Source organism: Candidatus Nanosynbacter sp. HMT-352 (assembly GCF_022819385.1).
Taxonomy (GTDB): Bacteria; Patescibacteriota; Saccharimonadia; order Saccharimonadales; family Saccharimonadaceae; genus Nanosynbacter.
Window position 1 is genome coordinate 267,860 of the sequence record NZ_CP089290.1, and the last position, 24,171, is coordinate 292,030.

At 43.5% G+C, this 24,171-nt stretch carries 28 protein-coding genes and 1 rRNA gene; 24 read left to right on the plus strand and 5 right to left on the minus strand.

Annotated features, from left to right (window positions below; genetic code table 11):
- Positions 1-116 precede the first annotated feature (116 nt).
- The 4 genes from rrf to LRM44_RS01390 all read left to right on the plus strand — a co-directional run bounded on the left by rrf (position 117) and on the right by LRM44_RS01390 (position 2,293).
- A 5S ribosomal RNA gene (gene rrf, locus LRM44_RS01375) occupies positions 117-225 on the plus strand.
- A gap of 118 nt (positions 226-343) precedes the next feature.
- Positions 344-1,042 (plus strand): DUF3152 domain-containing protein, encoded by a 699-nt coding sequence (locus tag LRM44_RS01380; RefSeq protein ID WP_243804300.1) that lies wholly within the window; start codon positions 344-346, stop codon positions 1,040-1,042.
- Positions 1,039-1,755, plus strand: coding sequence for a hypothetical protein (locus tag LRM44_RS01385; RefSeq protein WP_243804302.1), 717 nt, complete (start codon positions 1,039-1,041; stop codon positions 1,753-1,755). The genes LRM44_RS01380 and LRM44_RS01385 overlap by 4 nt, the downstream gene beginning before the upstream one ends.
- A 328-nt stretch (positions 1,756-2,083) precedes the next feature.
- The gene (locus LRM44_RS01390; protein WP_129637339.1) at positions 2,084-2,293 is read left to right on the plus strand and encodes a con-10 family general stress protein; all 210 of its coding nucleotides are present in this window, start codon (positions 2,084-2,086) and stop codon (positions 2,291-2,293) included.
- A 41-nt stretch (positions 2,294-2,334) separates the two neighbouring features.
- Here LRM44_RS01390 and LRM44_RS01395 read toward each other — a convergent pair whose 3' ends face one another.
- The gene (locus LRM44_RS01395; protein ID WP_243804304.1) at positions 2,335-2,799 is read right to left on the minus strand and encodes a hypothetical protein; all 465 of its coding nucleotides are present in this window, start codon (positions 2,797-2,799) and stop codon (positions 2,335-2,337) included.
- Positions 2,771-3,583 carry an ROK family protein gene (locus LRM44_RS01400; protein ID WP_243804305.1) on the minus strand — a complete coding sequence of 271 codons (813 nt, stop codon included), beginning with the start codon at positions 3,581-3,583 and terminating at the stop codon, positions 2,771-2,773. The genes LRM44_RS01395 and LRM44_RS01400 overlap by 29 nt, the downstream gene beginning before the upstream one ends.
- 76 nt (positions 3,584-3,659) lie before the next feature.
- Between LRM44_RS01400 and LRM44_RS01405 the strand changes: the two genes are divergently transcribed.
- From LRM44_RS01405 to LRM44_RS01430, 6 genes are all read left to right on the plus strand, one after another.
- Complete coding sequence (locus LRM44_RS01405) at positions 3,660-4,130, plus strand: hypothetical protein (RefSeq protein ID WP_243804307.1); 471 nt, start codon at positions 3,660-3,662, stop codon at positions 4,128-4,130.
- A gap of 111 nt (positions 4,131-4,241) precedes the next feature.
- Entirely contained in the window at positions 4,242-5,318 is a 1,077-nt protein-coding gene (locus tag LRM44_RS01410; RefSeq protein WP_146422314.1) for a 30S ribosomal protein S1, read from the plus strand.
- Between the two features lie 49 nt (positions 5,319-5,367).
- A complete protein-coding gene (infB, locus tag LRM44_RS01415) occupies positions 5,368-7,137 on the plus strand; it encodes a translation initiation factor IF-2 (RefSeq protein WP_243804309.1) in 1,770 nt (589 codons plus the stop codon).
- Positions 7,138-7,241: 104 nt separating this feature from the next.
- Complete coding sequence (locus tag LRM44_RS01420; RefSeq protein WP_243804311.1) at positions 7,242-9,383, plus strand: hypothetical protein; 2,142 nt, start codon at positions 7,242-7,244, stop codon at positions 9,381-9,383.
- A 36-nt stretch (positions 9,384-9,419) separates the two neighbouring features.
- A complete protein-coding gene (locus LRM44_RS01425) occupies positions 9,420-9,734 on the plus strand; it encodes a DUF5663 domain-containing protein (RefSeq protein WP_243804313.1) in 315 nt (104 codons plus the stop codon).
- 62 nt (positions 9,735-9,796) lie between these two features.
- The gene (locus tag LRM44_RS01430) at positions 9,797-10,225 is read left to right on the plus strand and encodes a DUF5663 domain-containing protein (RefSeq protein WP_129743837.1); all 429 of its coding nucleotides are present in this window, start codon (positions 9,797-9,799) and stop codon (positions 10,223-10,225) included.
- 42 nt (positions 10,226-10,267) lie between these two features.
- On the opposite strand, the gene fmt is transcribed toward LRM44_RS01430, so the two are convergent.
- Genes fmt through priA form a run of 3 tightly spaced genes read right to left on the minus strand, consistent with a single transcriptional unit; the run spans position 10,268 to position 13,648 of the window.
- The gene (gene fmt / locus LRM44_RS01435) at positions 10,268-11,152 is read right to left on the minus strand and encodes a methionyl-tRNA formyltransferase (RefSeq protein ID WP_243804315.1); all 885 of its coding nucleotides are present in this window, start codon (positions 11,150-11,152) and stop codon (positions 10,268-10,270) included.
- Entirely contained in the window at positions 11,112-11,687 is a 576-nt protein-coding gene (def, locus tag LRM44_RS01440) for a peptide deformylase (RefSeq protein ID WP_243804317.1), read from the minus strand. Before def ends, fmt begins: the two co-directional genes overlap by 41 nt.
- Before the next feature lie 20 nt (positions 11,688-11,707).
- Positions 11,708-13,648 (minus strand): replication restart helicase PriA, encoded by a 1,941-nt coding sequence (gene priA / locus LRM44_RS01445; RefSeq protein ID WP_243804319.1) that lies wholly within the window; start codon positions 13,646-13,648, stop codon positions 11,708-11,710.
- Positions 13,649-13,687: 39 nt separating this feature from the next.
- Here priA and LRM44_RS01450 point away from each other — a divergent pair, with 39 nt between their 5' ends.
- From LRM44_RS01450 to LRM44_RS01515, 14 genes are all read left to right on the plus strand, one after another.
- A complete protein-coding gene (locus LRM44_RS01450; RefSeq protein WP_243804321.1) occupies positions 13,688-14,347 on the plus strand; it encodes a phosphoribosyltransferase in 660 nt (219 codons plus the stop codon).
- A gap of 64 nt (positions 14,348-14,411) precedes the next feature.
- Positions 14,412-14,714: a helix-turn-helix domain-containing protein gene (locus LRM44_RS01455; RefSeq protein ID WP_129632285.1), complete on the plus strand. Its 303-nt coding sequence runs from the start codon at positions 14,412-14,414 to the stop codon at positions 14,712-14,714.
- Entirely contained in the window at positions 14,714-16,348 is a 1,635-nt protein-coding gene (gene recJ / locus LRM44_RS01460; protein ID WP_243804323.1) for a single-stranded-DNA-specific exonuclease RecJ, read from the plus strand. Before LRM44_RS01455 ends, recJ begins: the two co-directional genes overlap by 1 nt.
- Positions 16,349-16,418: 70 nt before the next feature.
- The gene (locus tag LRM44_RS01465) at positions 16,419-17,558 is read left to right on the plus strand and encodes an alpha/beta hydrolase family protein (RefSeq protein WP_243804325.1); all 1,140 of its coding nucleotides are present in this window, start codon (positions 16,419-16,421) and stop codon (positions 17,556-17,558) included.
- Between the two features lie 119 nt (positions 17,559-17,677).
- Positions 17,678-18,298, plus strand: coding sequence for a hypothetical protein (locus LRM44_RS01470; protein WP_243804327.1), 621 nt, complete (start codon positions 17,678-17,680; stop codon positions 18,296-18,298).
- Between the two features lie 43 nt (positions 18,299-18,341).
- Positions 18,342-18,557: a 30S ribosomal protein S21 gene (locus tag LRM44_RS01475; protein ID WP_039326918.1), complete on the plus strand. Its 216-nt coding sequence runs from the start codon at positions 18,342-18,344 to the stop codon at positions 18,555-18,557.
- Entirely contained in the window at positions 18,557-19,015 is a 459-nt protein-coding gene (locus LRM44_RS01480) for a GatB/YqeY domain-containing protein (protein ID WP_146555181.1), read from the plus strand. Before LRM44_RS01475 ends, LRM44_RS01480 begins: the two co-directional genes overlap by 1 nt.
- A 9-nt stretch (positions 19,016-19,024) precedes the next feature.
- Positions 19,025-19,582, plus strand: a complete 558-nt coding sequence (locus LRM44_RS01485) for an adenylate kinase family protein (RefSeq protein ID WP_129634944.1) — start codon at positions 19,025-19,027, stop codon at positions 19,580-19,582.
- Positions 19,579-20,346, plus strand: coding sequence for a type I methionyl aminopeptidase (map, locus tag LRM44_RS01490; RefSeq protein WP_129744655.1), 768 nt, complete (start codon positions 19,579-19,581; stop codon positions 20,344-20,346). The genes LRM44_RS01485 and map overlap by 4 nt, the downstream gene beginning before the upstream one ends.
- Positions 20,347-20,393: 47 nt before the next feature.
- A complete protein-coding gene (ftsA, locus tag LRM44_RS01495) occupies positions 20,394-21,620 on the plus strand; it encodes a cell division protein FtsA (RefSeq protein ID WP_165000189.1) in 1,227 nt (408 codons plus the stop codon).
- Between the two features lie 37 nt (positions 21,621-21,657).
- Positions 21,658-22,851 (plus strand): cell division protein FtsZ, encoded by a 1,194-nt coding sequence (gene ftsZ / locus LRM44_RS01500; RefSeq protein ID WP_243804329.1) that lies wholly within the window; start codon positions 21,658-21,660, stop codon positions 22,849-22,851.
- A gap of 5 nt (positions 22,852-22,856) precedes the next feature.
- Positions 22,857-23,312 carry a transcriptional regulator NrdR gene (gene nrdR, locus LRM44_RS01505; RefSeq protein ID WP_243804331.1) on the plus strand — a complete coding sequence of 152 codons (456 nt, stop codon included), beginning with the start codon at positions 22,857-22,859 and terminating at the stop codon, positions 23,310-23,312.
- On the plus strand, positions 23,312-23,569 hold the full coding sequence (locus tag LRM44_RS01510; RefSeq protein ID WP_232736358.1) for a hypothetical protein: 258 nt from the start codon (positions 23,312-23,314) through the stop codon (positions 23,567-23,569). The genes nrdR and LRM44_RS01510 overlap by 1 nt, the downstream gene beginning before the upstream one ends.
- The gene (locus LRM44_RS01515; RefSeq protein WP_243804333.1) at positions 23,562-24,170 is read left to right on the plus strand and encodes a vitamin K epoxide reductase family protein; all 609 of its coding nucleotides are present in this window, start codon (positions 23,562-23,564) and stop codon (positions 24,168-24,170) included. Before LRM44_RS01510 ends, LRM44_RS01515 begins: the two co-directional genes overlap by 8 nt.
- Position 24,171: the final 1 nt, after the last annotated feature.

A 24,171-nucleotide genomic window follows, 5' to 3' on the forward strand; every position in this document is an offset into this window, starting at 1 on the left:
TGCTTTTCAAAAGTACCAGTCAATTAAAAATCAATTCCGTGCTGATGTTGGACATCGAAGAAAGGGGTTTGGCCCACCGTGGAGTATATACGGAACCAAGCGTCGTAACCCCCTCCTTCGGTGCCCATAGCGAGGAGGAAACACCTGTTCTCATTCCGAACACAGAAGTTAAGCTCCCCAGCGGCGATTATACTGCGAAAGTGGGAAACTAGCACGGTGCCGAATTATAAGAAAGCCATCCTAATAGGGTGGCTTTCTTCTTTGTCTTAAAACGTTTGTGGTATGTTTTGGTGGGTGATAGAATATAAGTATGTGTATAGTGTGCAGGGTGGCTACTGGCGGTATGGCGATTGCTGTTGCTTTAACGCCAACGATTAACATAACAGCACCCAATGAGAATAAGAGTGATGCGAAGAAGGTGATTAGTGCTAAAATTTTCTCTGAAATAAAATCTCCCTCTTCTTTATCAAACTTTAAAGCGCCAGACATTCAGATTCCAGATTGGCACTCCACGTCTCAATCGTCAAAAAAATCAAATTCTGGAGCAAAAAAAGAAGTCACATATACAATATCAACAAAGGGCAATGTCCGATCAAATCTAGCTGAGTTCTCGAAACAGGTAAACGAAACCTTAAATGATAATCGAGGTTGGGCGCGTATGGGAATTGTTTTTAAAGAGGTGAAAGAGGGTGGAAGTTTCAATTTAGTTCTGTCGCAAGCTGAATTAATGTCCTCGTTCTCATCAGGCTGTGACGCGGATTGGAGCTGTCGAGTCGGGTCTTCTGTCATTATCAATGATAATCGATGGTCTGGCGCAACTACAGCGTGGAATAAAGCAGGTGGTGATATTCGTAATTATCGACATATGGTAATCAATCATGAAGTTGGGCACTGGTTGGGGCATGGGCATTTGAATTGTTCTGGGGTTAATAATCCAGCGGCGGTTATGCAGCAGCAATCAATTGATTTACAGGGGTGTGCTTTTAATCCTTGGCCGCTTGATAGTGAATTATGGTCAACTACGCTGGGGATAGAACTATGAAATTGATAAAAAATTATCGCACGCTTAAATTGGCTATTGTCATGAGTTTTATAACGCTGATAATGATATTGGCGTATGGATTCATGAGTTGGAAATCTTGGGGAAACGTTCAAAGCGTAACAAAAAATACTAATGAAGTGGAGAGCTCGCTGTTTATTAATTTGCAAAAAGACAAATTATCTACTGAAAAATTGAACGAATATTTGGGTGATTTAAAAAATAAACGCCAAAGCTGTGATGTGGTATTTTTTATATCTTGGCAGAAGAACGTCAATGCTAGATTTAAAAAGTATTCAGAAGAATGCAATAAATCAGTAGAGAAGATGAACCGAACTATACAGAGTATGGAGAAGATTGTTAGCTTTATGGAGTTTGATAAGGAATTGAGCGGCGAAATACGTACGGTGTCAGATGAGTTATCGAAGACCAGGCAAAATGACTTTATTGCTATGGAGAAAATATGGACTAGTGCAAAGAAGAGGTTGGAATCCAGAGAAGACGATGTCGACTTACGTAAGTTAGTGGTGAAGAGAATAGATGCTATTTTATTGGCTGTACGTGATTTGAAGTCGGCTAGCGAAAAGAAAGATAGCGACCAGTTTACTATAGCCAGGGATAAATTTACTGTGGCTATTAACGCTTGGATTGGTTTGCAGAATGAGTTAACGCAAGAATCTCAGCTTAGAATAGACAATCTATTAAGAGAGTTTTAGAATAAATCTGCAATAAAAAATATCCCTCTATGTGATGGGATATTTTTCTTCTCGAATCTCGCAGAAAACGAGAATTTTTTGTGGTGGAACTCATAATTTCTAAAGCTCCAACAGGTGCCGTCAGTAACTGACTTTATTAGTATAGCTAACGCGTCAGTAAAATGCAATATTTTATTCACAATAAAAAACTACTTATGTAAATATTGACAAAGCGTTAGTTATATGCTAGCATATAAACATAACACATATCATGTGTGATATATAAAGGTGAGGGTTTCCATTTAAATTTATGTGGAAATCTTTTTTAAAAATGGAGGAAAACCTTCCTATGGCAGGAACAAAGGCTGGCGGCTTAAAGGCTGCTCAAAAAAATCTAGCTCGCGATCCAGATTTTTACGCGAAAATCGGACGTAAGGGCGGTAAAAATGGTCGAACTGGTGGCTTTGCTGCAAATCCAGCTTTGGCTCGTATCGCTGGTGCTAAGGGCGGACGCATTTCACGCCGTACTAAGAAGACAGTACAAAAAATTGCAGAATAAGACCGCTCCAATCTCTTAAAATTAGCCTCCGTATGAGAGGCTTATTTTATTTGATATCTTTTAAGTTGGCAGGATTTCGCCTGATTTACGCGCCATTCTGAGTGGCAATTAATACACTTGTAAGATGAGGAAGTGGCCTGTAATCCAACTGCGCCACACTGAGGGCAAAGGCTACGTTTATGTAGCCAGTCTCTGTAGCTATCCAAAGAATCTTGAATATTATCGTCGTCCATACTGAGAGTTAAGCCGTATTTTGGAGCCAAAGTATCAACGGCGTACTCCCAGGCGGATCTTTCCATTTCGATAAGCTGGATATCATATTGATAATTTTTATGACCAAGTTTAGCGTGGGCGATTTCGTGTAAAAGTTGCACTAAGTCTTCTTGCGAATCTAATTTTTCGTAATAGACTGTTTGCAAATTAGGGTTCCAGGAAAATACTTCACCCTCCTTGAATTGCAGTTCTGGAAAATCGTGTTCAATTTGAGACAAGCTGACTGATGGCATTGTCGTAGCATCCGTATAATACAATTTCTTCTGGGTTAGGGGCGCTGATTATTTTTGGTACTGATATGGCGGCGGGTAAGTTTTCTGCCAGAATACCGCTTAAAATATCTGAAAAATAGGATGTGAACACTCCCACGCTCCCGCCAATAACAACGACATCTGGTTGTGTAAAGGCGATGAGGGGTTGCAATCCAGCTTTTATCCTATTAGCAACCTCTTCCCAGACTTCCAGGGGCGTGTCTGATGATAATTCGCCAAAAATTCTCCGTAAAACCCTACCCGCAGCAATCTCTTCCCAAGTGGTAATTTTGCCATTGTAATTCAAAGACATATGTCCGCCCTCGCAGTCGCTAAGCTCTTTATGTAGATTTCCATTCAGGATTAGGGAAGTGCCAACGCCGGTTCCTAGGGTGATGTATAGACCGCATCTGGGAGTTTTGGGCAATCTGAGCATACTTGCCAGTCCTGCCATATTGGCGTCATTTGCAATGAATATTGGTATATTAGGAAAATATCGGGAAAGTAGCTCACGGATAGGTTGATTTTTCCAGCCGAGATTTTGACACCACACTGCCACGCCGTCTTTGACTACTCCTGGCAGAGCCACAGAAATTGCATCAATTGGCTTATTGTTCGCAATCAGGTGAATTTGATCGGCGACGCGTTGAATATATTGGTCTACGTTTTTAGGGGTGGGGAACTTAATGATATGCTTAGGATTTTTTTCCTCGTCAAAGCTGGCTACTAATGTTTTGGTCCCACCTGTGTCAACCGTAATAATCATATATTTATTATATCACCAGCTTTACTTATAAGAGGTCATTATGATATAATAAAGAAAATTTGAGTGGAGATATAATATGAAGCGAATAAATCAGACTGGATCAATTGGAGTTTTTGTAGTAGTAGGCGCTATTTTAGTGGCTATATCTTTGGCTGTTCTTTACGGAATTAGGCAAAATAATTTATCACAAGATGGATCACCGATCTCTAGTGATTTGGTAGCATCAGAGAATAGCAATAAGAATTCACAAAACAACAGCACATCTCAGCAGTCCGCAGATCAAAAAACGAATAATCAATCAAGTGGAAGAGGTGAGGCGCGAACCGATGTGAAGACTGAAGAGTCGAAAAAGACAACTCCTGCACCTGAATCTTCTCAGTCTCAACAATCACCATCATCTACAACGCCAGCTCCTTCTACTCCCTCTAAGCAATCTGATAAAGGATTACCAAAAACTGGACCAGAAGATGTAGCTGTTTCTGCAGTGGCTTTTGGTATTTTGGCATTTTTGACGGTAGCTTACCAGCGATCTCGCTATCTTATCTAGCTTTGACTTCTATCTGTCTGTTGTGATATAATTGTGATAATCTGTGGGGATATTTTTATTATGTCCCTGAAGAATAATATCAATTTTAAGGAAGGGGTCTTTAGAAGACTTATGGCAGATGCCAAAATTACAATGGATGACTTGCTGGCTCAAGCAGGCGATAATGTTAAACAACTTACTGTCGGTGAAACAGTTGACGGTACTGTTTTATCGGTAAAGAAGCACGAAATTTTAATTGATTTAGGGCCTTTGGGCGTTGGCTTGGTTCCACGCCGCGAAGTTAGCCTTTCAAAGAATTACAATGTTGGCGATTCAGTAATTGCTAGCGTAATTGATACCGAATTGGAAGACGGTTATTCGCTACTTTCATTGCGCAAGGCTGCGAAAGATCGTGGTTGGGATGAAGTTATGGCTAAATTGGAATCTGGTGAAATCATCACCGTTGTACCATACGACGCTAACCGCGGTGGACTACTAGTTGAATACGAAGGTATTCGCGGATTCTTGCCAGTATCGCAATTGTCAGCTGAACACTATCCTCGCGTAGGTTCTAGCGACAAGGACGAAATTTTGCAACGATTAAATAGCCTGGTAAAGAAGGATATTAAAGCGCGAATCTTGGATGCTGACCGGAAAGCTAACAAATTGATCTTCTCTGAAAAAGAGGCGGTTAAAGAAGGTTTGGCAGAGCGATTCCAGAAGTTGGCAATTGGCGACACAGTTACGGGTGTTGTTACGGGTGTTGTCGACTTTGGCGTGTTCGTTAACGTTGAAGGTATTGAAGGTTTGATTCACATCTCAGAAATTAGCTGGGAGCGTGTCAATAACCCATCTGACTACGTAAAGGTTGGCCAAACTATCGAAGCTAAGATTATTGCAATCGACAAAGAGCGCTTGAGCTTGAGTATGAAGCAATTGACCAAAGATCCATGGTTGGATGAAGTTGAGCAATTTAAGCCTGGTGAGAAAGTTGAGGGAACTGTAACTCGAATTACTCCATTTGGTGCATTCGTACAGTTGAGTCCAGCGGTTGAAGCTTTGGTTCACGTGTCAGAGCTTGGCGGTGACGGTACTGATCCTGAAAAGGTATTTACGTTGAACGAGCGTAAAGAATTTACAGTTTTGGATATCGATAAGGAAAATCGTAAGATTTCTCTTTCACTCGGCAAATCATCAAAGAAAAAATAATACAAATCCCCTGAAGCGTAGTTACGCCCAGAGGTGAGAGGAGCTTATTATGGCAGAAAAAATCGTCAATATTGCGGATTCGGTAACGGTTGGCGAGTTGGCCGAAACTCTGGGATTGTCAGTAACTACGCTGATTGGTGAATTGTTTAAGAACGGAATCGCTGCGACAATTAATCAGCGACTAGATTTTGAGACTGCGCAGATTATTGTTGAAGAATTGGGGCTGGATGTGCAGCTGAAACGGAAGACGGTTTCAGCAGAAATTCATCATCATGCGCACAAATTGTCAGATAAGGCAGTTCCTCGTCCACCGATTGTAGCTGTGATGGGGCATGTTGACCACGGTAAAACGAGTTTACTAGATGCGATTCTTGATAAGAAAACAGCGGCTAGTGAAGCCGGAGGAATTACTCAGCATATTAGCGCTTATCAAGCTCAGCGCAACGGACGAACTATCACTTTATTGGACACTCCAGGTCACGAGGCTTTTGCGGCGCTAAGGCAGCATGGAGCTACACTGACCGATGTAGTGATTATCGTGGTGGCGGCGGATGATGGAGTTAAACCTCAGACTGTTGAAGCTATTCGATTTGCCAGGTCAGCTAACGCTAAAATTGTGGTGGCAATTAATAAGATTGACAAAGAGGCGGCTAATCCGCAACTGGTAAAAACTCAATTGGCATCTGAGCATGGTTTGAATCCTGAAGAATGGGGTGGCGATACTGTGATGGTTGAGGTTAGCGCGAAAACTGGTCAAAACTTAGATAAGCTTTTGGATATGGTTTTATTGGTGGCGGATATGGAAGATTTGCGCGCAGATGAAGATGTTCCGGCCGAAGGTCTAGTGATTGAGGCGCACATGGAAACTGGTCGTGGCGCCGTAGTTGGCTTGTTGGTGGAGAATGGTCATTTGAGACCTGGTCATTATCTGGTTGCTGGGACGGCTTACGGGCGAGTCCGAACGCTTCAAGATTTTCGCGGTAAAGCCGTTAAAGATGCCGGTCCAAGTATGCCAGTGAATATGACTGGATTTAAGGAATTGCCGCAATTCGGTGATGGATTTGAGATTGCGAAGAGCGAAAAAGAAGCTCGCAATTTGGCGCAAAAGGCTAAAATTGAACAGGAGAAAATGGCAGCCACAACCAATGTTACTGGTGCAGATATTCTTAAGATGATGAATCGAAAGCTTGACGCGGAAGAATTTAACGTAATCGTTAAGGCTGATGTTCAGGGTTCGGTAACGTCTGTGGTTGATAGTTTGAAGCTGATTGATACGAATGGCGAAGTTGAGCTTCATGTTGTTGGAACTGGCGTTGGTAATATTTCTGAGAACGATATTCATTTGGCGGTTGGTGAAAATACGGTGATTTATGGCTTTAATGTCGATTTGCCGCCAGCAGTTAAGCGATTAGCGGCGCGTGAACACGTGGAAGTGCGAATTTTTAAGGTGATTTATGAATTGTTGGATGACGCTAAGGCTTCAATGGAGGCTTTGCTAGCGCCAGAAATCGTTGAAACTGAAATTGGTGAGTTGGAAATTAAGGGCGTATTTAGGACGATGCGCGAAGAAGTGATTGCTGGTGGCGAAGTGAAGCACGGTAAAGTCGCTAAGGACTTGCTGGCGCGCGTAAAACGTGGCGGAGAGCAAATTGCCGAGGTTGAGGTTTCTTCTGTACAACGTCAGCAACAAGAGGCAAAAGAAGTCTTTGAAGGTGAAATGTGTGGATTGAGCCTCAGGACAAAGAAAAAGATTACCTTAGAAATTGGCGACAAGCTGGAGTTCTTTACGAGGGAATTAGTGAAGAAGACACTGGGGTAGACTGCTCTAAGTATTGACTTTTTTGTGTATTTATGATAGTATCTTAGATATACATAAGTTTATTGCCATTCTGCGTGCAGAAGGCGAAAGGAAACCACCACAAAATGAGCAAAACATCTGAAGTTCAGCCTAATCCTAATGGAGAACCGTCTCCTGAAAAAGATAATCTGTTTACAAAAGCTGCACGAAAATTAGGAGAAGTTGCATTATATACTTGGAGAGTAGTGACCGGCAGAGGTTCTGACGAGCAGGCTAAAGATATATCCGGCACAATCGCTCCTGAGGTTCCCGTAAAATCGGGCGACACTAGCCCAATTGCTAATACTGTGTCTGAGGAACAATTGAAATCTCTGGAAGGTCTTGGAGTGAAGGTTATTACCACTCCTGAATATCCTAAACCTTCTCTCCCTAAATCTGTTACTACACCAGACGGTCGTCAATATCCTTTTTATCCTAAATCTTCTCTCCCTGAACCTGTCACTAAATCAGACGGTAATCGATCTCCTGTAGAATCAGGCAATACACCCGCTGCTCTAATCGAGCTGCCCAAGCCTAGTGATATACATGGAGATGAGTGGCGGGGTTTTGTTGGGGGCGCGGCTGCTAAATACTTAAACTCAGTAAAGCCTAGTACCTCAGAAGAACAGGCTAGCGACAGTACTGAAGACGCTTCGGGAAGCTCTGCGGAAAAGAACATTCCTGTTTCTGAGCCGCCTAAACCTTCTCTCCCTGAATCTGTTACTACACCAGACGGTCGTCAATATCCTGAATATCCTAAACCTTCTCTCCCTAAATCTGTCACTAAACCAGACGGTCGTCAATATCCTGCTGAAATCGAACCGCCCAAGCCTACACCTCTTGATATACTTATAGATAAGCGGAAGGGCGAGGCTGCGGCTGCTAAATACTCAAGCCCCGTAAATCCCGATGTATATACTAGGGTTAAAGGTGAAAACGTAATAGACAAAGATATGTTTAGCACGACGATCCCTAACGTGGATAAACCAAAGAAGGATGATAATCCAGAAGGCTTAACACCGTACGAACAGGCTATGCGATATAAATATCTTGGTGATGAGTATGATGATGCTGAAAAAACCGAGATGAGCCCAGAAGAACATGAAGCTGCTGCTAACCTTAAAATCGCTAGGGAGAGGTTTGCTAAGGCTAGTATCGCTGCTGAATCACACTTCTTTGGGAAAAAGAAACGACAAGAAGCGTTGGAAGCTGCTGCAAAAGAATTGAAAGAGAGAGAATTGGAATACATGCGTCTTAAGTTTGCTGATAAAATCGAAGCAGCAAAACAGGATCCAGAAAAGCAGACTGAATTAGCAGCGGAAATGGCTCAAGCAGCGTTTGCAAGTATGCAAGAAACCTCAAGAATGACGACAGATAAGTATGACAGCATGCTCGATGATCGTGGTAAATTTAAGAAAGCTGCCGCTAAAGTTGGTAAATGGTTTAATAAGGGTGGTAAGATTGCTCAGTGGCTGAAGTTGGGTGGCACTGGTCTTGTGGTAGGTACTGCTACAGGAACCTTTGCTGGAATTGCTGGATGGCCTATTACGACGGCTGTCGGTGTTGTAACGAAATTGGGAGTTGCTGGAGCAACAAAGCAAGCTGTTCTGGAAGAGCATCGTGGCGAAGATCGCATAGACGCTGATGCCAGTCTTGGAACTATAGATCCTTCATTTGAAAAAGCTGTGGCCAACATGAAAATTGACGATGTTATGAAGCGTGCAGTCAATGTATCAGTTGACAATCTTAAGGGTGTGAGTACAGAGAGGCGGGATGCCCTGCGTAAGAAAGTACTGTCGTCATCAGGTAAGTATGCTGTTGGTTTTGTATTGGGTGGTGTTGTTGGTAGTTTCATTAATGACTGGTGGGCTAACTCTGCACACGCTACTGGACCTGAGGGTAGTGCTGATACAACTCCACAATCTGGTGATGATCAAATACCACAGTCTGGCAACAAACCTCTTATAGATAACCCTGCTGCCAAAACAATCGGAAATAGTGTTAATCCAGATACACCAAATTTTAGTTCTTACGACTATCCTTGGAACTGGGCTGCTGAGAAGTTTGGTGACGCAAACGCAATGGATCAACTTCATAATCTGGCTGATAAAGCCATGGCTGACGGTCACACCGTGGAATGGTATAATACTGGCGGAATAGAGTATCTGGAAGTCGACGGATCTAGTGCTACTGAGCACGTGTTGGATGTATTGAGTAGATACGTTTAATAGATAAAATATAAAAATAAATAAGGAGATAAAAAAATGTTTGAAATTACTGACGAATTCTTAGCACAGGCTGGTTTTGGATCATTGCCTGCGGATAAAAAAGAACAGATGAGGAAAGATGTAACTAACAGCGTCCAGGATAAGATCATAAGGAAGATTTTACTGGCTGTTGGCGAAGCGAAGCTGGATGAGTTTATGAAATTACTGGATGGCGACGATGTTTCTGCGGTATTGAATTGGTGTGTAAATAATGGTGTTAATTTGACGGAAATTGTTCAAACCTCGATGAATGAGACTATGATTGAGCTACAAAAATTATACAATGACGCGCTGAATATGATTCGCGGATAGTAATATTAAACAGTTGCTGGTATAATTTAACTTAATCATATAGACGAAAGAAAAGGAGGACTATGTTCCAACTGAATGAAGAATTTCTTAAAGAATTGGGGCTGGATCAGCTGCCAGAAGATCAGCAAAAATCGTTGCTGCAGCATATTTATAGTGAATTGGAGCTTCGAGTTGGCGAACGATTGAGCCAAGGGATGAGTGATGCTCAGCTGGAGGAGTTTGCGGGAATTATCGATAAAACTCCTGGTGCTGTGGATGATTTTCTGATGAAACATGCGCCTAATTATCAGCAGGAACCAATGTTGCAGAAAATGTCACAAGCTTCAGGTTTGCCAGTTGACGATCCGCGTCTGAAGGATGAATTTGCAGCTACTAAGTGGCTAGAGGTTAACCGACCAGATTATCGTGACGTTGTGGCTGCGGTTATGGCCGACTTGAAGAAGGAAATTATAGCGAATAAAGATGCTATTTTAGGTTCAGTCCAAGCGTAATTTTATGCGGACGATAAAATAACCCCTTATGCGGGGTTATTTTTATTTGTAGCCTCTTAGGTAATCTTCAGCGGTCATTGTTTTTCCGCTGGGTGCGATGAGCTCGTCGATAATTAAATAGTTGCCGTCGGCAAATTTTTTATCAAGATGAGAATTCGGAGTTTTGTCGCAATGAGATTTCGTGATGATGATATCTCGATCGTCAATTGTCATTCTACTACGTGGAAACCCGAGGTGTGCGCGAACGTGGGCTTCGGCCTCGGCGGCGGTCATACGTTCCGTATCGAGCCACGAATCGTCCTTGTTTAATAATTGGCAGTACGAAGCCTGAGAATCGTCCTGTGGTGTTGGTTGAAGACTCCCATTGATGATGTTTGGCAGGTTTTTTATTAGCAGAGAAGTGCCCTCGTGAAATAATTTGTCGTACAGCTCGAACTTTGTTTCTTTTCCAGTGAGGGATTGTCGAGTTTGGGTGTATATAGGACCGGCATCCATTTTACTATCAAGTTGCATTATCGATACGCCAGTTTCGGTATCTCTATTGGCTATAGCTGATTCAATAGGTGAAGGTCCTCGATATTTTGGTAGTAGAGAAGGGTGGACGTTGATAATTCCCGGTGTAAACAAGTCGATAATTGACTGGGGAATGATTTTTCCGTACGCAACCAAAACGCCCGTTACTGGCTGAAGTTGTTTTATGTAGTCGGTAATTTCACTGACTTTGCTTGGCTGCAAAACTGGAATATTGTGAGACTTGGCGAATGTTTTTACTGGAGGTTCGGTAAGCTTGTGTCCGCGACCGCGCTTGGTGTCGGGTTTGGTGATGACGCAAACAACGTTAAATCCCTCTTCAACGAGAGCTTCTAAAGTAATTAGACTGTAATTTTCAGTCCCAAAGAATACTATTTTCGGCGATGTCTTTGTCATAATCTAGCGGTTGCAACTCGCCTTTCTTATCGAGCGTATAAAAAGCGTCTTTTTTATCCTTAATATGGTCTATAAAAACTAATCCATTACAGTGGTCTATCTCATGCTGTAATACGCGCGCCAAAAATCCTTCGGCTTTAATTCGTACTTCCTCACCATCTAAATTCATGGCTTTTACGCGAATTTTACTATAGCGGGGAACTTTTCCGTAAATGCTTTTAACGCTTAAGCATCCCTCAAAGTCTTCAACAATTTCGCCTTCATATTTCACGATTTCTGGATTGATAAGAGTGATGAAATCGCGAGTTGATTTTCTTTCAAAATCAGCTCGAACAATCACGACACGCTCTAATTTGTCGACTTGCACGGCAGCGAGGGCAGCGCTAATTTCGTGAGGTCTGGAATCTTCCCAGTCCAGCGCGGCTGCGGTCATTTCGTCTGCCAGTTTTACAACATCATTAGTAACAACGTGGATTTTCGATGATTTTTGGCGAAGATGTGGGTTTGGTAATGTGATAATATCGTCTTTTGTCATTGCTATAATTATACCAGAAATTACAGTAGACTTACAGGGTCAAGCTCGTACTGCCAGTGTGATGACGGCAGGAAATTCAATACGTCAAGAAGCTCTTGTCGTTTGGGACTTTTTACTACGATTTGCCATCGATATGTATCGCGGACGCGCTCATAAAAAGCGGGCGTTGGTCCAAAAACTTCAATGTTATCAAAATTGGATTTTAATAGCTCAGACAATTTTTTAGCGTTCTTTATGGCGGCGGCTTCGGTTTTATAAACACAAGTTAATTTTAATAAGTAAGTAAAGGGTGGAAAGTTGGTTTTTTGTCGTTGAGATATGGTTCTTTGATAAAAATCTGTATAGTTTTGAGAGAGTCCGTTTGTGATGGATGGGTGATTTGGTTGATATGATTGGACAACAACTTCTGTTGGTGTGCTTGACCTGCCGACGCGACCGACGACTTGGGCGAGCAATTGAAATGTTCGTTCGGGAGATGAATAGTCAGGGAGGGAAAGCCCGGTGTCGGCTTGAATAACTCCGACGACTGTTAAATGTGGCAAATCTAGCCCTTTGGCAATAACTTGTGTACCGATAATTATATCTATTTCACCATTTTTCAGTTCATCATAACGCTCATCTACGGTAGCCTTCAAATCGGTGTCTTTATCAAATCGAGCAATTTTTTTGTTCGGGAATAACCTCTGTAATTCGTCTTCAATTCGCTTAGTTCCGATACCTTTGTGGATGATGTCGGCGTTTTTACATTCAGGGCAACTAGTAGGAACTTTGGTCGAAAAACCGCAAATGTGACATGACAATTTATGACTATCCGCATGCAGAGTGAGTGGAATAAAACAGCGTGGGCAGCCAGCCTGCCAGCCGCAGTTATCGCATAATGTGATTGATGCTGTGCCGCGTCGATTGTGAAAAATAAGAACTTGCTCATTTTTTGATAATGCTGTGTTTATAGATTTCAAGAGTGGGTCGGAGAGGAATTGATGTTGAGTAAAATTGTTGCGCTTTGTCATGTCAACCAGCGTCACGTTGGGGCGAACGGTGTCTGGTCTTGCTGGTTTTGTCATTGTAATGATTGGCGTGTTTGATTTTTTGGCAATGTAATAGTCGGCGACTGCTGGGGTGGCGCTACCTAGAATTAGCTTGCCGCGATGTTGATTCGTAAGAACTGAGGCGACGCGGAGGGCTGAATATCGAGGGGACTGTTCCTGTTTGAAGCTCGGTTCGTGACACTCATCAATCACCACAAGTCCGAGCTGTTGCACGGGCATGAAAAGAGCAGATCGCGGACCGATGATTACTACCGGATCGTTTGAGCTGACGACTCTTTTCCATATTGCATATCGTTGAGCTTCGGTTTGTTTGGAATGGGTAACTATGACATTTGGCAGATGAGCGGAAAATTCAGCAACCAGTTGCGAAGTTAGGGCGATTTCGGGGACTAAAATTATTGACGATTGCTCTTCTTCTAGGGCTTGTTTGACGGCTTCTATGTACACTAGAGTTTTTCCTGAGCCAGTTACGCCGTGTAAAAGCATCGTTCCGGAATGGAGATTTTCGATGGTCTGGAGGGCTGCTTTTTGCTCATCGGTGAATACATTTTTTGTTCGATTTTCTGCTGGATTAACTGAGGTGGATTGGTTAATTGAGCGACGTTTTTTGGATAATCCGCTGGGTAAAATTGCTCGCCAGACGGTCGCTTGGTGTGTAGCGTAATATTTACTCATCCATATGGCGGTTTGAACGAGTTCGATTGGCAAGGGATATTCTTCGACGATTTTACTAATTGGCTTGACTTCAAAATCAGGCTGGCGAACTTCTTGTAGAACTACACCAATAGCGTTAATTTTGCCGATTTCTATAGCGATAATCGTTCCAGCTGGTAGTCTTTCCTCTGAAGAATACGTAAACGAACTTGCGTCGGCGCGGACGATTCTTGTTGGCGAAACCAAATAGTAATGCATGTTTATATTATATCGCGAAAAAAATGCTAAAATAAGCATATGTATTTTGAGAGTCGTTCGCAGGCTGGGGCAATTCTGGCTGATCAAGTACTGGAAAAGTATCGCTATGAAAACTGTGCAGTGGTTGCAATTGGCGAAGGTGGCGTGCTGATCGGCGAGCAAATTGCAGTGAAGCTTCACTGTGTCCTCATGATGCTGCTTAGCGAAGGGATTGAGATTCCTGGGGAAAGTTTAAGCATCGGGGCGATGTCGCAGTCTGGGCAATTTACGTATAATAGTCAATTTTCTGACGGTGAAATTAATGAATATACTAGTGAATTTCACGGTTATCTGGAAGAGAAAAAGCGCGAGACTCATCAGAAAATGAATAGGCTTTTGGGTGATGGTGGAATCATCGATAAGGATATGCTGAAGGATCGGGTGGTGATTTTAGCGAGTGATGGTTTTGGCGATGATTTGTCGGTTTTGGACGTGGCTTTGAGTTTTCTGAAGTCGGTTCGGATTGAGAAATTGGTGATTGCGGTGCCGTTTTGTGGTGTGGCGGCAGTGGATAAATTGCACATGACGGTTGACGAAATGCATATCTTGGACGTGAAGGAGAATTTTATGGGATTAAATCATTATTACGAGGACAATACGTTGCCGTCCAAAGAGGAAACGATAGCGAAAATTAACCAGGTTATTTTGAATTGGAAGTAAAAAACTTGTCGGGTGTTGTAAAATTGTGATAAACTTTAAATAAGAAAGATGCGTTAGGGAGGTTATGTTAGACGTTTTTATTACATCTAGGGTGCGGCGAAAAATTGTAGTAGTATACGCTAAGTATCCTGATTTTCACACACATGTTCGCGGATTGGCAAAGCTAATTAAGGAAGATCCTGGAAATATTCAACGAGAATTGAAGCGACTAGAAAAGGTTGGATTTTTGCAGAGTGAAAAGCAAGGTAACTCACGTACGTATTTCACTAATAAACAATTCCCAATTTTTAAGGAATTACAAAGTATGGTGATTAAATCTCAGCAATATTCAGCGCGATCAAAGCGTGGCATGGCTGATAAAGACTAATGACATTATTTGAGAAAATTTTAGCGGCTCGAGGCTTGACTACGCGTGCGGCGTGTGAAGAATTTTTAAATCCGAATTACGCGTCAGTAAAGCATGATCCGTTTTTATTGCCAGATATGAAAAAAGCGGTGGACCGCTTGAAAAAGGCGCACGCTGAGTGTGAGAAAATTGTTATTTATGGTGATTACGATATTGACGGGCTGAGCGCGACGGCAATTTTGCTGGATGCGTTTGGTAAGTTTGGCTTTAAGGAAGTTGGCGCGTTTATTCCGAATCGGTTTGTTGAGGGTTACGGAATGACGATGGGCGCCGTTGATAAGGTGCGGAATATGGGCGCGGATTTGATTGTCACGGTTGATACGGGAAGTTTATGTCATGCGGAAATTGAATATGCATCGAGTTTGGGGATTGATACGGTGGTGACTGATCACCATAATGTTGCTGAGACTCCACCGCCGAGTGTTGCCGCGGTCAATCCGAAGTTTCCTGGTCATAAATATCCGTTTCGCGATTTGTGTGGTGCGGGTGTGGCGTTCAAGTTGGTACAAGCTCTACAAACCGAACTGGACGGGTTGCCAGATGGTTACGAGAAGTGGCTATTGGATCTGGTGGCACTAGGGACGGTTTGCGACATAGTTACGTTGGCGGATGAAAATAGGGCGAATGTCTATTGGGGCTTGGAGGTTTTGAAAAAGCAGAAGCGTCCTGGTTTGAAGGCGTTGATGTCAGTGGCGGGAATTGAGCCGGAGAAGGTTAATGCTAGGCATTTGGGATTTGGCTTGGGTCCGCGAATGAATGCGGCGGGCAGATTGGAGACGGCGCAATATGCTCTGGATATGCTGACGGCGAGTGATGGTTTGGAGGCATTGGAAGCTAGCGAAAAGCTGGAAGAATTGAACATTAAGCGTCGTAGTATTCAGGACGAGATTTTTGACGAAGCTTGCCAGCAGGCAGATAATATGACTGATGATCGAGTTTTGGTGGTGAATAGCGGAAATTGGAATCACGGAGTCATTGGCATTGTGGCGTCAAAGTTGGTTGAAAAATATAAGAAGCCGGTTTTTATAATTGGCGAGCGTGGCGATGAGGCTACGGGTTCGGCGCGAAGTTTTGGTGATTTTTCCGCGGCTGACGCGGTTCGTGCGGCTGACGACATCATTATTAAAGGTGGTGGTCACGGAGCGGCGGCGGGCGTGACGCTGGCGACCGAGAGAGTTGACGATTTTAGACGACGAGTGAATGAGTTTTACGATTCGCTGCAATTAAAAAATCAGGAATTATATTTGTTGCCGAGAGCTGACGTTGAGATTGACGATTTTTCGGAAATTGATGAGGAACTGATTGATAATTTGACGAAGATGGAGCCGTTTGGCAATGGTAACGCGGAGCCTATATTGAAAATAACTGAAGCGACGGTTTTGAGCGTGAGGAGAATGGGTGCGGATGGGCAACACGTGAAATTGACCTTGCGTGATAAGAATGACGTTGCGCTGCAGATGCTGGCTTTTAATGCGCCAGAAGAATTTTTCCGTGAAGTGGGCGACAAAGTGTCTGTCTGGTTTCAGCCAACCATAAATGAGTGGCAGGGAATGCAGTCGGTTGAGGGGCGATTATTGCATTTGGCCGAGGTGTAATAGTTGCATTACTTAGATATATATTGTATAATAAATCCAATAGTTTAAATTTATTTGGAGCGATATTTTTATGAGTTCAGAAAAACTTTGGACGCCGTCACCTAAACCTACAGATTATGGCTTTGAGAATGGTCTACAGGTCGCCGAGATTGATAGTGGCTTAAGACAGGGAAAGACTATACAACTTGCTACACAGGAAGATATGCGTCGCTTGGCTGAGGAATCTTACAATTCAAACCATATGAATAAGACTGTTGAACAACTGAGAGATCCGCGCTATATTCGTGTATTTAGTGGACTAGGTAGAGTTGGGCTTGAAGTTGCGATATTTGGTAATGAAAATGCGAATAAGATTCAGGCTGTTTTGTATGGATGGGGAGGAAATTTCCGTCATCCAAACGCAATTCGAGAAGCTGCCGTTCTGGCGTGCGAGAATCCGGATGCGGCTATTATGGTTATGAATATGCCAGGAGTGGGTAATTCTGGAATGCTGCCCGAGTCTGTTCGTAAGGAGATACGAAAGACTGGTAGCTACGGTAGCTTAGGGGAATATGTTGGTCCAGTAATTGACCATGTCGCGAAAGATTTCGACGAGGTTAGTGTTGGTGGGCATTCTTTGGGTGGTCGTGTTGCGACGTCGTCAGTTGCTCACATGGAATCTAAGGTTAATGAGCTACGACTATTTGATCCGGTGGGATCGCGTAAAATGGGGATTGTTGCTTTGGGGTGGAATTTCATAGGAAAAGAAGGCATGGAATTGATACGTTACGGCAAGAAATCATTGAGTCCAAGCGCAAAAGAACTGGGCTTGAAGTTCTTGCAGAGAGAAGATCCTAAAGTTATTGAGGAGGTTGGTAAACTCTTAGGAGAGTCAAGTGTCGAGTTTGCTCCGCCGAAACAAGGTTGGCGCCAGCAATTCCTTACTGATCCTTTCGCCTTAAGTAATGATGGCTTATTAGAAGATTTATTGAAAGCCGCACCAAATGTCCGAAACAATATTATTATATTTGTACCCGAAGGTAGTCATTTGACTAATATGCGTGACATGGCTCGCATTGTCGGTATTGTGAATGGTGAGCCTAAGTCGACAAGTGCTGAAGTCGGACTATATGGAATTTTGAACAACCACACTCACAATGTCATGAACGACCCTACTGTGTTAGCGATTGTGTATGGCGCTGATACTAAAGATCTCGCCTTGTCCGCCTAAAGCTTGCAGGGCGATTATTGCATTTGGCTTAGGTGTAATAGTTTCATTACTTGTAGAGTAGTGTATTATAGTATAGTAATACTTTTTAAGTAGAGGGTGATTTTAGGAGGTTTGGTAATATGGAGTTTTCTAATAGCGACAGAGGGGAGATTATATATCAGAAAGATACACATCATAGCCTGGGGGAGGTAGCGCTAAAGCTACTGGTTGATTTTCCCGAAGGTGGTAATTTTACATGCGCGGAGGAGCTGTCTGGCGAAGCCTTAGCTCACCTTAAAGAAGAGTATGATGTCGCAGCGGGTGAATATGATAGACTAGCTAAACGTTTGTATATAGCCTCTAGCTGGGGTTCTTTAGGACCAGAACAGGCGCGTAGATTATGGATGTCAAGAAATAAGTCTAATCCTGAGGCGGTAGCGATAATAGAGGAGGCTTTTGGTCGCTTAAATTCTCTAAAGGGCAGAATGGATGAGATAAATAATGGCGTTCGATTGTCTTTATCTGGTGGTGATGCGAATGGAGAAGTTCCTGGTGATTTGGCTTGGCTAGAAAATATTCCTTGTGACTTTGCCGGAGTTGAAGTTTCCAAAAATAATGATGGTACGTATACTGTCAAGATCCCTGTTACAGAATACAAATCTGACTGTACTGGGTATTGGGCTGATTCGATCACTTATACTATTACGCTTACTTCTGATGATGAGGTATTAAATATCACGTCAGAGAGGGTGAAGCGATAATCTAGTTGGCAAATACTTTCTTATCTGTTATAATGTTTGCAGTATGGTACAAGTAACACGTAAAGATCAGAAGGAAGCGAACGAAAATATCATTCGTCGTTTCAACCGCAGGGTTTTGCAAAGCGGTGTTTTGGCTCGCGCTAAGAGCGTTATGCGTTTTGAAAAACCAATTTCAAAGACCGAGCGTCGTAAAAAAGCTATTATTCGCCGCGAGCGACGAGCTGAAAAAACGGCAAAAATGCGCCTAGGGGTGCGTTAATGTCTGCGCTAAAAGAGCGCATTACTAGTGAAATGAAAGCCGCTCTATTGAGCGGCGATCGTTTTCGTGGTGATGTTTTGCGTAATCTAAAGGCAGCAATATTAAACGAAGAAGTTTCTTTGGGCAAGCGAGAAGACGGTTTGGATGATGCTGAAATTGAAAAAGTCGTTGCTCGAGAAGTAAAAAAGCGCGTCGAAAGTGCGGATTTATATCGAAAGAATGACCGTGCGGAATTGGCGGAACCTGAAGAAAAAGAAGCGGAAATTTTACGAGAATTTTTGCCAGAGCAACTTGGCGAGGCGGAAATCTCGAAGATTGTAGAAGAAGTTATTGCGGGTATGGACGATGTCTCAATTCAGAAAATGGGACAAGTTATTGGCGCGGTAAAAAGTAAGGCTGGCAATGCTGCGGATGGCGCATTGGTGGCAAAAATTGTTAAAGAAAAACTCACGAAATAGGAGGAAAAAATGATTGTATTTTTTGGGCCGGCGGGTGCTGGTAAGAGTGTGCAGGGTCAGATTTTAGCGGCACGACACGGTTGGCGTTGGCTTAGTGCCGGACAGTTATTGCGCGATACTCACGATGGCGAATTGATTCATCGCATGCAATCTGGCGAACTAGTGCCGATGGAAACTATCAACGGTTTGATGGGCGAGGCTCTTAATAAAGCTAAGGATATTAATGGTGTAATTTTGGACGGCTATCCAAGGCAATTAGAGCAGGCTAAATGGCTAATTGAGTCGCGTTCGCATCATGGAAAAGATGTGAAGTTGGTAATTGTATTGGAAGTTCCGCGCGATGAAATTCTGGAGCGTTTGAGGGTTCGCGGTCGAGTTGACGACACTCCTGAAGCAATCGACAAGCGACTCAGTATTTATCGAGGTGAAATTTACCCGATTCTGGATTATTTGAATGACAATGGTGTTCCAATTGTGCATATGAGCGGCGTTGGAACTGTTGGTCAAGTTCATGATGAAATCGAGAGAGAACTGGTTAGCCGCGGCATCGTTGAGGGCGTAAAATGAGCCAATTGATCACCGGAGAAAAAACGCCGCAACAGATGAAAGATATGCGCGAGTGCGGCAAAATGCTTGCGACAATTTATGACGAATTGAAAAAATCTGTAACGGCTGGAATGAGCGAACTGGACGCTAATGATTTTGTAGCCAAGCGAATTAAAGATTTTGGCGCAGAGGCGACTTATCTTACGGATGAAGTGAAGTTTCCAGGTGTTATTTGTATATCGACGAACGAGCAATTGGTGCACTCTTTCCCGACCGAATATGTTTTTGAAAAGGGCGACGTGGTCAGCTTCGATTTGGTGATTGGCTATCGTGGAATGAAAACGGATAGTGCCTTTACTATGGTTGTTGATGAGGAGCCTAAGGGTGCGAAGAAACATTTATTGCACGCAACAGAACAGAGTTTATATGCTGGAATTGACGCGATAACTGGCGATGGAACGCGAGTTGGCGATATTTCAGCGGGGGTGGAAGCTGTGTTGAAGAAGGCTAAACTTGGTATAATCCGTGAATTGGTTGGTCATGGTGTGGGGCTGAGTATGCATATGGAGCCAGAAATTCCGAATTACGGCAGGCGAGGAACTGGTCCGATGCTGCACGCTGGCGACACAATTGCAATTGAACCGATGGCGAGCTTGGGTGGTGAGAAAATTATTACCGACAGCGACGGCTGGACAATTAGTATGAAAGACGGCAGTCTGGGTGCGCATTTTGAGCATACGGTATTGATTACTGAAACTGGCGCTGAAATTCTGACGAAGCTTTAGGCTAATTCGCTTGCCAAATTATAGGCATAACCTGTATAATAGAGCTTATGCAGGAGCAATCTCGATATGTGGTAGGAATTGATATTGGCACAAAAAACGTGCGCTGTGTCGTTGGTTATATTGATGCAGAGAATGGTGCGCCAAAAATTGTTGGTGTCGGTGAAGCGCCGAATAGCGGAATGCGAAAGGGAACCGTAACGAATTTAAGTGGCCCAGCTGAGGCTATTGATAAGGCCCTGGAGCCAGCTGAGCGAATGAGCGGTCATCAGATTAACGCAGCCACATTGAGCATTAACGGCTCTCATTTATTAAGTACTAAGGCTGACGGAATGATTACCGTTGGAACTGTTAATAATGAAGTTACTCATGATGATATATTGAGGCTGGAGGAAGTTGCTACAACTGGAAAAGTGCCACAGAATAGAGAGATTTTAGATATTATTGCACACGCGTATAGGCTGGATGGTCAGGATAATATTAAAGATCCAATCGGTATGACTGGTGCGCGTCTGGAAATTAGGGCGAATGTCGTGTCTGGCTTGGTCCCGCACATTACTAATTTACAGAAGTCGGCGGAAATGGCTAAGGTTGAGGCTGTGTCTGTTGTTCCGTCGGTTTTGGCAGCAGCTCAATCCGTTCTTACGGAAAGTCAGCGTGAAAATGGCGTTGCGGTGATTGATTTTGGTGCGGCAACTACAGGAATTGCCATTTACGAAGAGGGCGATTTGCAGCACCTGGCGGTCATTCCAATGGGCGGTCAAAATGTAACGAACGATTTGGCTATTGGTCTTAGGACAGATCCGGAAATCGCGGAAGTTGTGAAATTGGCGCACGCGAGATTTGGCGGCGACGTTTTGGGCGAAGTTGAAACGAAGGTTGAAAAGCAGACATATAAATTTAACCAAGAAGAAATTGACGAGATTGTCCAAGCGCGATATGAAGAGATTTTTGAAGCAATTGCTAAAGAATTGAAGCGAGCTGGGCGACTAGGAAAACTGCCGAGCGGCGTTGTGCTGGTTGGCGGTGCGGCGAAAGTCAAGGGTATGGTGGAGTTCACGAAAGATCAATTGAGTGTGGCGGCACGCTTGGGTGTTCCGGCTGGCTATAGCGGAGTTAGCGATGAAGTAAAAGGTGCGGAATTTTCGGCTGCGGTTGGTCTGATGTTGATTGACTCTATGGGCATTTCGCAGCAGGTAAAACCGATAGTTGGCGCAAATGATGTCACTAAAAAAGCTGGCGGTTTACTTAAAAATATTTTCGCTAGATTTAAATAAATGATATACTTTATGTAAGGATTAAGAGAGGGAATATATGCCGCAAATACAACCAAGTGAAGTTCAAACATTTGCCAGCATAAAAGTCGTCGGTGTTGGCGGTGCTGGTGGTTCAGCTATTAACCGAATGAAAGATGCCGGTCTGACTGGCGTCCAATTTATTGCTATGAATACGGACGCTCAGGCGTTGCACAATTCGAAGGCTGACATAAAAATTCATCTTGGTCGTGACGCAACTAATGGTTTGGGTGCGGGCGCTGACCCTACTGTTGGCGAGGCTGCAGCTAATGAATCCCGTGACGAAATTAGAGAAGCCTTAGAAGGTGCAGACATGGTATTTGTGACAATTGGTGCTGGTGGCGGAACTGGTTCTGGTGCTGGTTATGTTGTAGCAGAAGTGGCACGCGAGCTTGGTATTTTGGTGGTTGGCGTGGCAACTCGACCGTTTAGCTTTGAGGGTGAAAAGCGCCGAGTTAACGCGGATTGGGCGATTTCTCACTTGGGACGCGAGGTTGATACCTTGATTACAATTCCAAATGACAGATTATTGCAAACTATTGATCGCCGAACGCCTCTGTTGGAAACTTTCAAAATTGCCGATGATGTTTTGAGGCAGGGCGTTCAAGGTATTTCTGAACTGATTACTGAGCATGGTTTGATTAACCTTGACTTTGCCGATGTTAAGGCGATTATGAGCAATGCCGGTTCAGCTTTGATGGGCATCGGGCGGGCGAGCGGCGATGATCGAGCGGTTCAGGCGGCGCAACAAGCTATTGAAAGCCCTCTAATTGAGGTGTCGATTGATGGCGCCAAGGGTGTTCTGTTCAATGTAACTGGCGGCTACGACATGAGTATGGCAGAAATTCAGGAGGCTGCAGAAATTATTACTAGCGCTGTTAGTCCAAATGCCAACATTATTTTTGGTGCGACTTTGAAGCCGGAAATGGAAGACGAGCTGGTCATTACGGTGATTGCGACAGGATTTGATAGCGATACATTCCGCCAGCAGGAAGTTAGCTTGACTGTGGGTGACGATACAAAATCTGCCGAAACAGAAGTTGATGACGAAATGGTTAAAAATATTGACCTAGAGTTGGATAAGGAAGAATCTGCCGAAAGTTTTGCGGCTGAGCCAGAAACTAATATTTGGGAAAATCCAACCGTTGAAGCTGACGATGATGAGGATGATACGCCGGCATTTCTGAGGCGACGAAAGAAGAACAAGGAGTAGATAAAATGATATTTAATATCGGCAATAGTCGCGTTATTGAATCACGCGAAGTTTCTGATGGTGCCGCAATTCGACGTCGCAGAGAAACTCCAGATGGCAAGCGATTTACTACGTATGAGCGAGTTGAAAAACCGAATCTAGCGGTGATAAAGAAAAATGGCGATCGTGAGCTGTTTGACCGAGTGAAATTGGCGAATTCTACGCGTCGTTCGGTCGGAAAATTCTTTAAGTCTGACGAGGAAGTCGATAATATCATTACGGCGGTTGAAGATTCTTTATACGCGCTGGGCGAATCGGAAGTTACGTCAAAACAGATTGGCGATCAAGTTTTGGACGAGCTAGAAAAACGTAACGAAGTGGCGTACGTTCGTTTTGCCAGTGTTTTTTATGAGTTTAAAACGCTGGATGATTTTGTAGAGATTTTAGCAAAGCGACGCAGTAAGGGCGAGCGGGAATTGTAATGCGAGTAGTTGTGATTTATCGTTCGGAAAGCGATTATGCGCGCCAAGTCTCAGACTTTTTGCGTGATTTTAGCCGACAAACTGGTCAGGTTTTAGAGGAAATGAGTCCTGATTCTGCAGAAGGCAATAATTTTTGCGAAGTGTATGACATTGTAGAATATCCAACAATTATCGCGCTGAGTGACAGTGGTCAATTGCAAAACCTTTGGCGTGGCTTGCCGCTACCAACAATTAGCGAAGTGAGTTTTTATGTTTAGTAAAATCAGAAACTGGCTATTTCACGAGTATTTGAAAAAGCAAAATTTGGCGGCGTTTGTAATGCTTGTCGGTAGTGGATTAGGGTTGTTGGCATCATTCGTATTGTCTATTGAAGCCTTAGAACTAGCAAAAAACTCTCATGCCGTATTAAGCTGCGATTTTAGCTCGGCTCTGAGCTGTTCGGCGGTGGCGAATCATTGGTCGGCGGCTATTTTAGGATTTCCAAACAGTTTCATCGGCGTGATGACTTTGCCTGTTATGGTAACAATTGCAGTAGCGTTGTTAGCGGGAGCGAAGTTTCCAAAGTGGTTTATGCAGGCGGCGCAAGTCGGTGCTATCATCGGAATGATATTTGCTATTTGGATGTTTTATATGAGCTACGTCGAAATTGGCGTGCTTTGTCCGTGGTGCTTGACCTTAGATCTTGGAATGCTGATGATTATGTTCGGTTTGACGCGCTATAATGTTCTACAGAAAAATATTCCTTGTCGATATATGCAGAAGATCGTTGGTGGTGGATATGATGTGCTTGTCGTGGTATCGCTGGTTGTTGCGGTAATTGTCGCGATAATCGCCAAATTCGGCAGCCAATTGTTCTAGT

Coding starts and splice junctions, on each gene's coding strand:
- LRM44_RS01380 (WP_243804300.1), top strand. CDS start 344: ATGGCGATTGCTGTTGCTTTAACGCCAACGATTAACATAACAGCACCC.
- LRM44_RS01385 (WP_243804302.1), top strand. CDS start 1,039: ATGAAATTGATAAAAAATTATCGCACGCTTAAATTGGCTATTGTCATG.
- LRM44_RS01390 (WP_129637339.1), top strand. CDS start 2,084: ATGGCAGGAACAAAGGCTGGCGGCTTAAAGGCTGCTCAAAAAAATCTA.
- LRM44_RS01395 (WP_243804304.1), bottom strand. CDS start 2,799: ATGCCATCAGTCAGCTTGTCTCAAATTGAACACGATTTTCCAGAACTG.
- LRM44_RS01400 (WP_243804305.1), bottom strand. CDS start 3,583: ATGATTATTACGGTTGACACAGGTGGGACCAAAACATTAGTAGCCAGC.
- LRM44_RS01405 (WP_243804307.1), top strand. CDS start 3,660: ATGAAGCGAATAAATCAGACTGGATCAATTGGAGTTTTTGTAGTAGTA.
- LRM44_RS01410 (WP_146422314.1), top strand. CDS start 4,242: ATGGCAGATGCCAAAATTACAATGGATGACTTGCTGGCTCAAGCAGGC.
- infB (WP_243804309.1), top strand. CDS start 5,368: ATGGCAGAAAAAATCGTCAATATTGCGGATTCGGTAACGGTTGGCGAG.
- LRM44_RS01420 (WP_243804311.1), top strand. CDS start 7,242: ATGAGCAAAACATCTGAAGTTCAGCCTAATCCTAATGGAGAACCGTCT.
- LRM44_RS01425 (WP_243804313.1), top strand. CDS start 9,420: ATGTTTGAAATTACTGACGAATTCTTAGCACAGGCTGGTTTTGGATCA.
- LRM44_RS01430 (WP_129743837.1), top strand. CDS start 9,797: ATGTTCCAACTGAATGAAGAATTTCTTAAAGAATTGGGGCTGGATCAG.
- fmt (WP_243804315.1), bottom strand. CDS start 11,152: ATGACAAAGACATCGCCGAAAATAGTATTCTTTGGGACTGAAAATTAC.
- def (WP_243804317.1), bottom strand. CDS start 11,687: ATGACAAAAGACGATATTATCACATTACCAAACCCACATCTTCGCCAA.
- priA (WP_243804319.1), bottom strand. CDS start 13,648: ATGCATTACTATTTGGTTTCGCCAACAAGAATCGTCCGCGCCGACGCA.
- LRM44_RS01450 (WP_243804321.1), top strand. CDS start 13,688: ATGTATTTTGAGAGTCGTTCGCAGGCTGGGGCAATTCTGGCTGATCAA.
- LRM44_RS01455 (WP_129632285.1), top strand. CDS start 14,412: ATGTTAGACGTTTTTATTACATCTAGGGTGCGGCGAAAAATTGTAGTA.
- recJ (WP_243804323.1), top strand. CDS start 14,714: ATGACATTATTTGAGAAAATTTTAGCGGCTCGAGGCTTGACTACGCGT.
- LRM44_RS01465 (WP_243804325.1), top strand. CDS start 16,419: ATGAGTTCAGAAAAACTTTGGACGCCGTCACCTAAACCTACAGATTAT.
- LRM44_RS01470 (WP_243804327.1), top strand. CDS start 17,678: ATGGAGTTTTCTAATAGCGACAGAGGGGAGATTATATATCAGAAAGAT.
- LRM44_RS01475 (WP_039326918.1), top strand. CDS start 18,342: ATGGTACAAGTAACACGTAAAGATCAGAAGGAAGCGAACGAAAATATC.
- LRM44_RS01480 (WP_146555181.1), top strand. CDS start 18,557: ATGTCTGCGCTAAAAGAGCGCATTACTAGTGAAATGAAAGCCGCTCTA.
- LRM44_RS01485 (WP_129634944.1), top strand. CDS start 19,025: ATGATTGTATTTTTTGGGCCGGCGGGTGCTGGTAAGAGTGTGCAGGGT.
- map (WP_129744655.1), top strand. CDS start 19,579: ATGAGCCAATTGATCACCGGAGAAAAAACGCCGCAACAGATGAAAGAT.
- ftsA (WP_165000189.1), top strand. CDS start 20,394: ATGCAGGAGCAATCTCGATATGTGGTAGGAATTGATATTGGCACAAAA.
- ftsZ (WP_243804329.1), top strand. CDS start 21,658: ATGCCGCAAATACAACCAAGTGAAGTTCAAACATTTGCCAGCATAAAA.
- nrdR (WP_243804331.1), top strand. CDS start 22,857: ATGATATTTAATATCGGCAATAGTCGCGTTATTGAATCACGCGAAGTT.
- LRM44_RS01510 (WP_232736358.1), top strand. CDS start 23,312: ATGCGAGTAGTTGTGATTTATCGTTCGGAAAGCGATTATGCGCGCCAA.
- LRM44_RS01515 (WP_243804333.1), top strand. CDS start 23,562: ATGTTTAGTAAAATCAGAAACTGGCTATTTCACGAGTATTTGAAAAAG.